Genomic DNA, 11,957 nt, shown 5'->3' with positions numbered 1-11,957 from the left:
TCTGCCACAACGGTTCGGGGCAGTACTTCTGAACATCATCCACACCAGCTCAACGAACGACCAGGCGCTGCAACAACCCCAAATGACACACGGTCTAAGCCGGTCCTGGTGGTGTGGCGGTGGCTCAGGCTGCGAAGACGGCGGTGGCGTCGTCGCTGCGTTTGTTGCGTGGCCATCGGGTGCACTGTGGGTCGGCGGCTTCGATGGCGCGTACGCGGTTGATGAGTTCGCGGGAGCCGTTTTGCTGGAGGACGTCAAGGAGCTGGGGCCAGTCGAGAAGCTTGAACGGTTCGACTGCTCGCGTGGCCCCGTCAGTCAGCAAGGCCACCCGACGCACGCTGTTCAGCGGTAGACGGTCGCTGATCGCATGAGTTGCGGCTCGTGGGTCTGCTGCGGCGATCCAGTACCCGCCTTCGGTGTTTCGCACTGCGAGCTCGGCATGTTTCATACGTAGCAGGGCGGCCTGCTTTTCGGCGGATCCGAATGGGTGGCGGTCTGCCTCGGCCCGTTCCGCAGTCGCCGTGTTGCTGACGCGGTCGTCGCTGATTACTTGGATGCCGTCGGTGGTGTCGATGATGACGGTCACGTCGCCGAGCACGAGGTATTCGAGGTGTTCGCCGTTGAGTCGCACGATGCCGACGCCCGCTGATGGTGTGCCGGGGTGGGAGAGGTCGCATTCCCGATGTTGGTCAGCTACGAACTGGATCGCCAGGGTCAGTGAGACGCCGAGGCTGTCGGTGCGTTCGGCTGCGAAGGCTGTCAGGCTGGCACCGAGTTTGGCGACGTACCAGGGAACCCCGTGCTGGCATCCGGTCTCGGTCCGGACCGTTGCGCCGTCCAGCGCCATTAGCAAGGTCTCGTTAGCCAATGCCCAGTCTTCGTTCGGCGTGCCGGGTCGGCCAGCGTCGGTGACGGTCTCGGCGCGCATCAGGCGATGCCTCCGAACCGGTGCACCGGAGTCAACGCCTCGACCTTCGTGATGGTTCGCTTCTTGGCGTTGAAGTGGCACGCGATGAGCTGGGAGAAGCGGCGGGTCTTGACCTTCCGGTAGAGCTCTTCAAGGTGCTCTTCGGCGGTGACGACCGACGCGAAATGCCTGGTCAGGATGGAGCCCCCGGCCGGGATCGAACCGGCGACATCCCGCTTACAAGGCGGGTGCTCTGGCCATCTGAGCTACAGGGGCACGTACGCCGATGGCGCACGCCGACAAGCATAGTCAACGCTGGGTGGGCCCGTCGCCACCGGCGGTCCCCACACAGCGTCCCGGCTTGGCAGCAGGCAGGTCGGCATGTCGTCAGCGGTCAGTCAGCGCCGGGCCCGACGGCGGGCGACTTCGGCGAGCGCCACCGCGGCCGCGACGCTGGCGTTGAGCGACTCGACCTCGGAGGCCATCGGGATGCCGACGGTCAGGTCGCACGTCTCTCCGACGAGCCGCGACAGCCCGCGTCCTTCGGAGCCGACGACGAGGATGACCGGCCCGACGGCGACTTCGAGGTCGTACAGGCTGGTGTCCCCGTCAGCGTCGAGGCCGACGACGGTCCAGCCCTCACGCTGGCAGGCTTTGATGGCCCGGGTGAGGTTGGTGACCTGCGAGACCGGCACTCGCGCCGCCGCGCCGGCGCTGGTGCGCCAGGAGGTGGCGGTGATGCCCGCGGCCCGACGTTCGGGCATGAACACGCCCTGGGCGCCGAAGGCGGCGGCGGAGCGGATAACCGCGCCGAGGTTCCGCGGGTCGGTGACGCCGTCGAGGGCGACGAGCAGCGGGGTGGGGTGCTCGGCCGCCGCCGCGACGAGGTCCTCGAACGGCTCGTAGGCGAACGCCGGCACTTGCAGGCCGATGCCCTGGTGGAGCACACCGCCGGTCATCCGGTCCAGCTCGGCGCGGGTCACCTCAAGGATCGCGATGCCCCGGTCGCCCGCGGAACGGACAGCCTCGGTGATCCGGTCGTCGATGTCGATGCCCTGGGCGACGTAGAGCGCGGTGCCGGGGACCTCGGCGCGCAGCGCCTCGACGACCGGGTTCCGGCCCACGAGCAGCTCCGGCGCGTCCCGTGACGGGTTCGACCGGCGTCCGGGGGCGACCCGCGGACCGCCGCGTCCGGTCGCGCCCCGACCGGCGGCGCCGCGACCGCCGGCGGAGCGTCCGCCAGCGGCGCCGCCGGACGACGCGCCCCAGCCGCGTCCCCAGGTGGTGTCCTTGGTGCCTGGTTTGCCGATCTTCGGGGGGCGTCCCTCCTCCTCGGCGGCCCGGCGCTCCTTGTCCTGCTTCCAGGCGGTCTTCATCGGCAGCTTCTCAGTGCCGGAGTAGCCCTTGTGCCAGGGGCGTTCGTCGGCTGGCAGGGTGCGACCGCGACCTTTGAGGGAGTCACGGTTCTTGCCGCCGGTGCCGCCAGCGGCGCCCTTCTTGGCGGTGCTGCGCTTGCCGCGCCGCTGGGAGTTGCCAGCCATCAGTGATCCTCAACCGTCCATCGTGGGCCGTGCGGTGTGTCCTCGACGACGACGCCAGCCTGTTTGAGCTGGTCCCGTACGGCGTCGGCGGCGGCCCAGTCCTTGCGTGCGCGGGCCTGGGTGCGCTGCTCCAGCGCCAACTGCACCAGCGCGTCGACCACGCCGGTCAGGTTGCCGCCGCCGGAGGCGTGCCGCCACGGCGCGGCGAGGGGGTCGACGCCGAGAACGTCGAGCATCCCACGGACCGAGGCCAGGGCCTCACGCAGGGTGTCGTCCTGGCCGGCGGCGAGCGCCGCGTTGCCGTCACGTAGGACCTCGTGGAGGGTTGCCAGGGCGGCGGACGTGTTGAGGTCGTTGTCCATCGCGGCAGCGAACTCCGTGCAGACCGTGCCAGGTTCGCCCGGTCCGACCCGTTCGGTGGCCCGTTGGACGAAGTTCTCGATCCGCTGGTACGCGACCGCGGATTCGCGCAGGGCGCCGTCGGAGTAGTCGATCCGGGAGCGGTAGTGGGGGGAGGCGAGGTAGTACCGCAACTCCACCGGACGGACCCCGAGGGCCTGGACCGCGTCCAGGTCGAGGACGTTGCCCAGGGACTTGCTCATCTTCGCCTCGCCCAGGTTGAGCAGGCCGTGGTGCACCCAGTAGCGGGCGAAGCCGAACCCGGCGGCCTTGGACTGGGCGACCTCGTTCTCGTGGTGCGGGAAGGTCAGGTCCAGCCCGCCGCCGTGGATGTCGAACTCGGCCCCCAGGTACCGCTCGGCCATCGCCGAGCACTCGATGTGCCAGCCGGGACGCCCCCGACCCCACGGCGACGGCCAGTACGCGTCGGCCGGCTCGCCGGGTTTGGGGCCCTTCCACAGCGCGAAGTCCCCGGGGGCGCGCTTGGCCCGCGCCGGACCGTCGACAGCAGCCTGCATGTTGTCCGGCCGCTGCCCGGACAGCGCGCCGTAGTCGGCGTAGGAGCGCACGTCGAAGTACACGTCTCCGGAGCCGTCGGCGGCCGGGTAGGCGTGACCTGCGGCGATGAGTTTGGCGATCAGCTCGTGCATCTCGGTCATGTGCCCGGTGGCGCGCGGCTCGTACGTCGGCGGCTGCACCCCGAGCGCCTGGTACGCCGCGGCGAGCGTCACTTCGTTGGCGTAGGCGATCGACCAGTAGGGTCGCTGCTGCGCCACCGCCCTGTCGAGGATCTTGTCATCGATGTCCGTGATGTTCCGGACGAAGGTCACCTCGAAACCGGATCGGGTGAGCCAGCGCCTCAGCACGTCGTAGTTGACACCGGACCGCAGGTGCCCGATGTGTGGGCCCGCCTGGACGGTGAGACCACACAGGTAGACACCTACCTTGCCGGGCTCACGCGGGACGAAATCCCGCACTTCGCGGGTGGCGGAGTCATAGAAGCGCATGGTCATCTGCTAAGGATAGTTGCCACCGATCCCGCCGGCCCACCCTGGCCGGGGTCTGCCGGACATCGCCGGAATAGGCTGGTTCGGTGACCGCGCGGACGCCCGACAGCGCTCAGACCCTGGACCGGGGGCTGCGCCTGCTTCACCTGGTCGCGGAGTCGCCGGGGCTCACGGTCACCGAGGCGGCCAACCGGCTGGGCGTGGGCCGCACCGTCGTCTACCGGCTCGTCAGCGCCCTGGTCGACCACACCATGGTCCGCAGGGACGCCGCTGGGCGGTTGCGGCTGGGGGTCGGGCTGCTGCAACTGGCGCGTCGGGCCCGGCCGCTGGTCGCCGACGCCGCCCGGCCGGCGCTGCGGCGGCTGGCGGAGGCGGTCGGGGCCACCGCGCACCTCACCGTCGCCGAGGACGCCGAAGCCACCGCGCTGGTCGTCGTCGAACCCAGCTGGACGGCACTGCACGTCGCCTACCGCAGCGGCACCAGGCACCCTCTGGCCCGGGGCGCCGCCGGTCAGGCGATCCTCGCCGGCCGGCGTGGCGAGACCGGACCGGTGGTGACCGCTGGCGAGTTGCAGGCCGAGGCGTACGGCATCGCCGTCCCGGTGCTCGGCGTTGAGGGTCTGGAGGCCAGCGTCGGGGTGGTGGCCCTCGGTCCGCTCGACCCGGCCACGGCAGGACCGGCGGTCCGGTCCGCCGCCGAGGCGATCACGACCGCGCTCGGCTGATCAGCGGTCGCCAACACTGGCCAGCGGGCCGCGCAACGCGCCAGGCGCCGCCCGGCTGGCAGCAGCGCGGGGGCGGCGGCCGGAGCCCCCACCGCCCCCGCGCTCAGCCGATCAGCGCTACGGCCTGGCCGTCGGGGCGAGCTTCTTGGTGACGGCCGCGTAGGCGTCCACGATGCCGTGCCCGTAGAAGCCGTTGAAGCTCTGGGCGCCCTCGCAGGTGGCGTCCCAGGTCTCGTCCCGGCCCTCGTTCTTGTAGGACACGGTCCGCGGCGTCGGGCACGGCCGCCCTGCGGCGGTCCGGTACAGGTGCTGCTCGACCAGCTTCGGGTCCATGGTCAACCCACGCGCGGCGTTCTGGTCCTTCGTGCCGTGCTGGCTGACGATGAGCGCCGCGACGCCGGCCGCGTACGGCGAGGCCATCGAGGTGCCCTGCAGGTAGGTGTAGTAGCCGCACTGGCCACTGGTCGTGCACTGCTTGAAGACCTCGTCGGCCTTCGCGGGGAGGACGTTGCCGTCAGCGTCGACGGCCCCTTCCTCCTGAAGCGCCTTCTTCGGGTATGTCGACAGGATCATGTTCTCGGGCGTCTGGAAGGTAGGCGTGCCGAAGCCGTCCCGGTAGTAACCGCCCGGCGCCGAGACGGAGATCTGCTCGGTGCCGTAGTTGGAGAAGTCGGCCTTGCGGCTCGACGGACCGAGGGCCGAGACGCCGATGACGTGCGCCCCCTCGACCGGAAGGTCGACGCAGGTCGCGTTGTCGATGACCCGCGGGTACGCCGACGCGGCCGGGTAGTTCGGGCTGGACGTGTCGGTGCCGGGCTTGGCCAGGTCCAGGTGCGAGTTGCCGAGCGCGCCGACGAGCGTGACGCCCTTGAAGTGCGCGTACTTGAGCGCCCGGTTGACGGCCTTGATGGTGGCCCGCTGCTGGGCCTGGAACTCCGGGCTGTCGGCCGGGTTGTTCGGACAGTTGAACGCCCACGGGTCGACATAGAACGACATGTTGAGCACGTCGATGCCGGCGTCCGCGGCGTAGGTGATCGAGTTGATCACCGGGTCGAGGAAGAAGAAGCCGGAGTCCTGTCCGCCCTTGAGCTGGACCAGGGTGACGTTCGGGGCGACGCCGGAGAGCCCGAAGCCGTCGGCCGCGGCGGCAACCGACCCGGCGACGTGGGTGCCGTGACCGCCGTCGTCGGTGCCGACCGGGTCGACACAGCCGCGCGCCTCGCACGGGCCGTCGATGGCCTCGATGTCCGGCGCGAAGTTGCGCGACAGTGTGGCGTCGAAGTTCTTGGCCAGGTCCGGGTTGGAGGCGTCAAGGCCGGTGTCGAGGATGCCGACGGTGACCTTGCGCTTACCGGCCTGCTTCTGCCGGGCCAGGTCCGATCGGACCATCTTCAGACCCCAGAGTTTGTCGTCCAGCGGGTCCAGACCCTTGGCCCGCTCGGCCCTCCTGGCCGGCGCCTTCTCGGCTCCGGAACCGGTCGGCCCGGCGACCAGGTTCTCCCGCTCGATCGGGTCGAGCGCCCGGCGGACCGGGGCGTTGCCGATGGCCCGCCGCGGGACCGCGCCGACCAGCGGACGGGCGTCCGCGACCTTTCGGGCGAAGTCGGCGCTGGTGGTGACGACCTGGAACGATCCGGCGTTCGGGTTGCTGCTCACGACCGAGCCGCCAGCGGCATTGATGGCCTGCTTGGCGACAGCGGCGTCAACGCCGTCGGCGGCGACGACGGTGAAGGTTGTCGGCGGGATGGCGGGCGCGACCTGGGTGGCACGACCGGAAGCAGGCAAAGTGGACGCTATGAGCGCGAGCGCCGAGGCGGACGCCCCCAACGCGACTGCGGCGATAAGCCGTCGATTCACTGAATTCCTCCCCTGTCGGGCCCGGTCCCCTTGCTGGGACCTGGCCACAGGGAGCATCCAACCGCACACTGTGGCGGCCCGCCAGGTGACCAAACGGACGGTTTCAGGCCGCCAGCGACCGCACCGCCGCGGGTAGGTCCGCCAACGACACGACGACCGCGTCGGCCACCCCTGGGTCAGGCACTGTGGACCCGCCGCGGTTCACCCACACCGTCCGCAGACCAGCGGCCCTGGCCGGAACAACATCGTGGGACCAGGAGTCCCCAACGTAGACGACCTGCTCAGGGCCGGTGACGACGCCGGCGGCCGCCAGCACCGCGGCGTAGAACTCCGGCGCTGGCTTCGGCGCGAGCCCGCGCTCGTGCGCGTACAGCTCGAAGGCGAACCGGCCGGCGAGCCCGCACAGCTCCGCCCGACTGTTCCCGTTGGTGGCATAGCCGAGGACGAACCGTTCGCCCAGCTGAGACAAGGCCGACACGGCGTCGGCGTAGGGATGGGTGAGGCGTTGCCTGGCGGCGAAGTAGTACTCGGACAGCTCGCCGTGCGCGTGCCCGAGGCCGACCCGCCCCAGTGACCTGGCCAGAGCGATCGACCGGACGGTCCGGACGTCCCGTTCCGGCATCGCCTCCCACGCCGCGACGGCATCAGCGTGCAGATCAGCGACTTCCAGCGCCGGCGATCCCGGGTACTGGCGGGCCACCTGCGCGCACAGCTCCAGGGTGGCTGCCTCGATGGCCCGACGGGTGTCCAGCAGCGTCTGGTCGGCATCGAAGGCGACGGTCGTGACCACTCGTCAATGGTAGTGCGGGCCGACTCATGGCTGGGTCATCCGGGCGACGTCGAGCAGCTCGTCGAGCTGCGCTTCGGTGACCCGCCCGGCGGCGACGTGCCCACGGTCGATGACCACCTGCCGGATCGAGGCCCCGGCCGCCAGGGCCTGTTTGGCGATGGCGGCGGCTTCCTCGTAGCCGAGGAGGCGGTTGAGCGGGGTGACGATCGATGGCGAGCCTTCGGCGTACGCGAGACACACGGCGGCGTCGGCGGTGAGCCCGTTGACGCACCGGTCGGCGAAGATCCGGCTGACGGCGGCCAGCAGCCGGATCGATTCGAGCAGGTTACGGGCCATCACCGGCAACATGACGTTGAGCTCGAAGTCGCCCTGGGCGCCGGCGAACGCGACCGCCGCGTCGTTACCGATCACCTGCGCGCACACCTGCCGCACCGCCTCCGGCACGACCGGGTTGACCTTGCCTGGCATGATCGACGATCCGGGCTGCAGATCGGGTAGGCGCAGTTCACGCAGCCCGGCCCGTGGGCCCGAGCCCATCCACCGGATATCGTTGGCGATCTTGTAGAGCCCGACGGCGATGGTGCGCAGCTGCCCCGAAGCCTCCACCAGGGCGTCACGGGCGCCCTGGGCCTCGAAGTGGTTCCGGGCCTCGGTCACCGGCAGCCCGGTGCGTTCCCGCAGCGCCGCCACCGCAGCCGCCGCGAAACCGGGCGGGGTGTTGACACCAGTCCCGACGGCGGTGCCGCCGAGCGCCAGCTCACCAAGGCGCGGAAGCACCGCGTCCAGCCGTTCGACGCCGTAGCGCAACTGCGCCGCATAGCCGCCGAACTCCTGCCCGAGGGTCACCGGAGTCGCGTCCATGAGATGGGTGCGCCCGGCCTTCACCACCGGGGCGAACTCGTCCGCCTTGGTCGTCAACGCCCTGGCCAGCCGCTCCAACGCAGGCCGCAGATCCCCAACGATCGCCGCCACGGCAGCCAGGTGGATCGAGGACGGGAAGACATCGTTGCTCGACTGCGAGGCGTTGACCTCGTCGTTGGGGTGGACCTCCCGCCCCAACGACCGGGACGCCAGGGTCGCCACGACCTCGTTGACGTTCATGTTCGACGACGTCCCCGAGCCGGTCTGGAACACGTCGACCGGGAACTGGCCGTCGTGTTGGCCGGCCGCGACCTCCAGCGCGGCGACGCCGACGGCTTCGGCCACCGGCGCGTCGAGCACCCCCAGCTCGGCGTTGGCCTGCGCCGCAGCCCACTTGATCAGCGCGAGGGCACGCACCTGCGCCGGCTCCAGCCCCCGTCCGGAGATGGGGAAGTTCTCCACCGCGCGCTGCGTCTGGGCCCGCCAGAGCGCTTCCTGCGGCACCCTCACCTCGCCCATCGTGTCGTGCTCCACCCGGTACGGCTGACTGGCGACGGTGGCCGCCTCGCGCGAGGTCGTCATGACCCCATCCTGCCCGCTGGGTCGCGGCGGCACGCCTGACCGCGACGGTTCTGCGCAGGTCGCTATCGTTGCTGCTCATGGCCCGTCCCCCGATCATGGCCCGCCCTCCGATCATGTCCCGCCCCACGATCATCGCCCTGGTCGGCATCGACGGCGCCGGTAAGACAACCCACGCGACCTGGCTGGCGCAGTGGCTGAGCGAACAGGGCGTTCCCGCCGCCTACTTCGAGAACCCGGGCGGCCGTCGGGTGCTGGGCGTCATGGCACGCAAGGTCGGTCGCGAGGACGGGGCGAGCCTGCTCGGGCGTACCGGGTACCTGGTCGTCGAGGCCAGCGTCCGCTGGATGGCCATCGCGAGGGCCCTGCTCTCGGCCAGGCTCACCGGACGCGTCGCGGTCATGGACCGCTACAGCTACTGCCAGTACGCCATGATGAGCGCCCGCGGCGACCGCGGTCACCGGCTGGTCCGGGCCTGGTACGCGATGTTCCCGGTACCGGACCTGGTGTGTTTCCTGGCCGTCGCCCCGAAGGACGCCGAACTACGGGTGCGCCAACGGGGCATCGACCACGAGGACCCCGCCTACCTGCATCAACTCGACCAGGCCTACCGATCGCTACCGGAGTTCGCCGTGTTCGAGATCATCGACGCCAGCGGGCCGTCGGCCAGCCTCAAGACGGCCTTGGCCGCCCAGATGACCCGGGTTCCCCTGCAACGCCGGGCTGCCGACCCGGACGGGCGCGGGCGGCCCGGGCCACCCGCGACCTGACCGCCTTCCGGGCGATCGGACCCATCGCCTCCACCACGTCGAACAGCACCGCGAGCTGGTCAAGCGCTGCGATGGCCTGCGCCGCCCCGTCGGCGTCGACGCCCTCGTACAGCTCAAGCCCGACGAACGCCGCTGAAACCGCTCGGGCGAGGCCGGGAACATCCAGCACCTCGGAAAAGGGCTGACCGGCGAGCGTCCGTCGCAGCACCAGCTCGATCTCGGCAACCCACAGCGCCAACGCCGCGCCGGTGGCCTCGGCGAGCTTGGGATCGGTCTGGGCGCCGGCGAGCAACTGCGCCAGGACGGCGACGTTACCGGCGGCCCGCTCCTCCTCGTGCATACGTTGACCGACGGCGAGCAGCTCCCGCAGGCTGCCCACCTCGGCCATCTCCACCGACCACCTGGCCACACGTTCGCGGGTGCTGGCCAGGCAGGCGGCCGCCAGCAGCTCGTCGACGCCGCCGAAGTGGTAGAAGACAAGCGCCTGGTTCACGCCGCCGGCGGCTGCGGCGATGGTCCGTGCGGAGACGCCCGCGATTCCGTGCTGGTTGATCGCGGCCAACGCCCCGGCGATGAGGCGTCGTCGGGTGTCGGACGCCGGGTCGGAGCGCCTGCGGGCGCGTTCAGTCACGCGCCGACTCCCGCACCGGCCGCACCCGCGCCGGTGTTGCGCCGACGTTCGTCTGCAACTCGGCAACGAACCACCCCCGGTAGCCGAACAGGGCGCCGAACCGCCGGTTGGCGACCCGCACGCTGATCCGAAAGCAGCCGCGGCGTTCGTCGTACCATTCGTGCACCTCCGCCTGGCCGGTCAGCGCAGCCGGGACAGTCGCGCCGACCAACCCCTCGTAGAACCGTTGCGCGCCGGTGACGATACGCAACCCGCCGGCGTCATCAACCCGCACGTCGAGGTCGACGGCAAGGTGCTGGTGGGTGCCGAGGTAGTCGATGATCCGGCCGCGCAGCGGACTGTAGATCATCGTCGCGTCGAAGCGCCGACGGACCCCGCCCAACACGAAGGATCTGGTGAATGTCAGGGTCTCCCGCCCGTAGGTGTCGAGGTACGCGTAGTTCTCGACCACGAACGGCACGTTCCGGCCCCGCTCCGGGAACAGGATGTTGCGCGTCGCCCCGAGATGCAGGAACGGCAGCGTGAACGCCCGCCCGCGCCACACCTCCTCCATGAGCCCACGCCCGACGCAGGCCGTCCGGTCGTTGCTGGAGAACCCGAACCGCTCCCGCAGTCGCGGGTGCAGCCGGTGGAAATCCGCCCCGAGCGCCCGACGAAAGACCGCGGTCACCACTCCTCCAACAAGGACGCGGTGGCCGGTGGACGGGCAGCGACCACGTCCGGCGGCCGCCGGAGACAACGCCGCGCGGCGGGAGTGTACGGCGTTGGCGGCGCCAGCACGGCCGCCATGAGCACGACAGCGACCAGGCTCGGCCCGGCCCACCCTGCCGGCCCGACGGCAACGACGCCCGCAACCACCGACACCCTCGCCACCACCTCAGCAAGCCCGTGGAACAACCCGCGCCGCGGGCCGACGCCGCGCTCTACCCAAAGCCGAAGCCGGTCGAACGACCACGCCGTGGCCCAGCCGAGCAACGGGCGAAACACCCGGTCGACCTGCCGTCCGAGCCGGCCCCATCTGGGTTCGTACCGGTAGCGGGTGAGGAACCGGATGCCGCCCGCTGTCGGGAGGTACCGCCAGAACCCAACACCTTCGGAGACCAGCGACAACGGGTCCTGGCTCGAGAACCTCAGTACCGATGTGCAGGAGCCGTCCGACCGCCAGCGCTCCGACACGGTCACGCCTTCGCCACTGATGACGCGACCTGGCCACACGGTGAGCGCGTACCGGAAGCCACGGCATCCACCAGCGGAGCCGGTGAGCGCGCTGATCGATCCGAACCTCAGATCCCACCGTTGATGCTGGTCCGGGTCCTGCGTGAGCCGCCAGATCTCGTTCATCGGCACACGCACGAGCGTCTCGATGTAGAGCGATTCCGACATGCGACCCCCATCTGTTTGAGCGTATGCTCAAAACTGAAGGTAGCAGATCATTGAGCGGTCGCTCAATACCGACGTGGCCTGGTCAACGGCGATGGCAGGCGCCCGGCGACTTCAGAGGCCCCCGCCCGGTAAACAACCACCGACGGCGGGTGGGTAGGCTGGCCCACAGTGCCTCCGCGCGAGGACACGCCCTCGTAGCTCAGGGGATAGAGCAGTGGTTTCCTAAACCATGTGTCGGAAGTTCGAATCTTCTCGGGGGCACATACACATGGGCATGATCGACGATCATGCCCATGTTCGCACGGCGCCTCAGGCCTCCGTCGGTCCCGACCCCCACTACGTCAGGTGACTGGTCGGTATTGGTGAGAAAGCCCAGCACCCTCTCAGCGGGCCCAGACCCCTCCCAGGGGGTGGAATGGCGTCACGCCCGGGGACCTGTGGTTGGTCTCCGGGCGTGACGGTTGTTTTGTCCGGCGGCGTCCTACTCTCCCACACTCTCTCGGGTGC

General features: G+C 70.3%; 11 protein-coding genes and 2 tRNA genes. 3 read left to right on the top strand and 10 right to left on the bottom strand.

What is annotated here, in order from left to right; genetic code table 11:
- Nucleotides 1-124 precede the first annotated feature (124 nt).
- From ABD287_RS17625 to cysS, 4 genes are all read right to left on the bottom strand, one after another.
- Nucleotides 125-928 (bottom strand): hypothetical protein, encoded by an 804-nt coding sequence (locus tag ABD287_RS17625; protein WP_344174518.1) that lies wholly within the window; start codon nt 926-928, stop codon nt 125-127.
- Nucleotides 929-1,106: 178 nt separating this feature from the next.
- A tRNA-Thr gene (locus tag ABD287_RS17620) sits at nt 1,107-1,183 on the bottom strand.
- Nucleotides 1,184-1,305: 122 nt separating this feature from the next.
- Nucleotides 1,306-2,448, bottom strand: a complete 1,143-nt coding sequence (rlmB, locus tag ABD287_RS17615) for a 23S rRNA (guanosine(2251)-2'-O)-methyltransferase RlmB (RefSeq protein WP_344174517.1) — start codon at nt 2,446-2,448, stop codon at nt 1,306-1,308.
- Nucleotides 2,448-3,860: a cysteine--tRNA ligase gene (cysS, locus tag ABD287_RS17610; protein ID WP_344174516.1), complete on the bottom strand. Its 1,413-nt coding sequence runs from the start codon at nt 3,858-3,860 to the stop codon at nt 2,448-2,450. Before cysS ends, rlmB begins: the two co-directional genes overlap by 1 nt.
- Nucleotides 3,861-3,940: 80 nt before the next feature.
- On the opposite strand from cysS, the gene ABD287_RS17605 reads away from it, so the two are divergent.
- A complete protein-coding gene (locus tag ABD287_RS17605) occupies nt 3,941-4,579 on the top strand; it encodes an IclR family transcriptional regulator (RefSeq protein ID WP_344174514.1) in 639 nt (212 codons plus the stop codon).
- 117 nt (nt 4,580-4,696) lie between these two features.
- On the opposite strand, the gene ABD287_RS17600 is transcribed toward ABD287_RS17605, so the two are convergent.
- The 3 genes from ABD287_RS17600 to ABD287_RS17590 form a co-directional block, all read right to left on the bottom strand.
- Nucleotides 4,697-6,436: a S8 family serine peptidase gene (locus ABD287_RS17600; protein WP_425565663.1), complete on the bottom strand. Its 1,740-nt coding sequence runs from the start codon at nt 6,434-6,436 to the stop codon at nt 4,697-4,699.
- A gap of 103 nt (nt 6,437-6,539) precedes the next feature.
- Nucleotides 6,540-7,226 carry an HAD family hydrolase gene (locus ABD287_RS17595; protein WP_344174512.1) on the bottom strand — a complete coding sequence of 229 codons (687 nt, stop codon included), beginning with the start codon at nt 7,224-7,226 and terminating at the stop codon, nt 6,540-6,542.
- Nucleotides 7,227-7,250: 24 nt separating this feature from the next.
- A complete protein-coding gene (locus tag ABD287_RS17590; RefSeq protein ID WP_344174510.1) occupies nt 7,251-8,669 on the bottom strand; it encodes a class II fumarate hydratase in 1,419 nt (472 codons plus the stop codon).
- 77 nt (nt 8,670-8,746) lie between these two features.
- On the opposite strand from ABD287_RS17590, the gene ABD287_RS17585 reads away from it, so the two are divergent.
- Nucleotides 8,747-9,436, top strand: a complete 690-nt coding sequence (locus ABD287_RS17585; protein WP_344174508.1) for a dTMP kinase — start codon at nt 8,747-8,749, stop codon at nt 9,434-9,436.
- On the opposite strand, the gene ABD287_RS17580 is transcribed toward ABD287_RS17585, so the two are convergent.
- From ABD287_RS17580 to ABD287_RS17570, 3 genes are read right to left on the bottom strand one after another with little or no spacing between them, the layout of a single operon-like run.
- Nucleotides 9,339-10,067 (bottom strand): TetR/AcrR family transcriptional regulator, encoded by a 729-nt coding sequence (locus tag ABD287_RS17580; protein ID WP_425565662.1) that lies wholly within the window; start codon nt 10,065-10,067, stop codon nt 9,339-9,341. The two genes, ABD287_RS17585 and ABD287_RS17580, sit on opposite strands and share 98 nt — an antisense overlap.
- Nucleotides 10,060-10,737 carry a DUF4166 domain-containing protein gene (locus ABD287_RS17575; protein ID WP_344174506.1) on the bottom strand — a complete coding sequence of 226 codons (678 nt, stop codon included), beginning with the start codon at nt 10,735-10,737 and terminating at the stop codon, nt 10,060-10,062. The genes ABD287_RS17580 and ABD287_RS17575 overlap by 8 nt, the downstream gene beginning before the upstream one ends.
- Nucleotides 10,734-11,450 carry a hypothetical protein gene (locus ABD287_RS17570; RefSeq protein ID WP_344174504.1) on the bottom strand — a complete coding sequence of 239 codons (717 nt, stop codon included), beginning with the start codon at nt 11,448-11,450 and terminating at the stop codon, nt 10,734-10,736. The genes ABD287_RS17575 and ABD287_RS17570 overlap by 4 nt, the downstream gene beginning before the upstream one ends.
- A 188-nt stretch (nt 11,451-11,638) precedes the next feature.
- Between ABD287_RS17570 and ABD287_RS17565 the strand changes: the two genes are divergently transcribed.
- Nucleotides 11,639-11,711: transfer RNA gene (locus ABD287_RS17565), tRNA-Arg, on the top strand.
- Nucleotides 11,712-11,957: the final 246 nt, after the last annotated feature.

This window comes from Pilimelia columellifera subsp. columellifera (genome assembly GCF_039532605.1).
Taxonomy (GTDB): domain Bacteria; phylum Actinomycetota; class Actinomycetes; order Mycobacteriales; family Micromonosporaceae; genus Pilimelia; species Pilimelia columellifera.
Note: the sequence above shows the minus strand (reverse complement) of the source record. Positions and strands in the feature narration are given on the sequence as shown.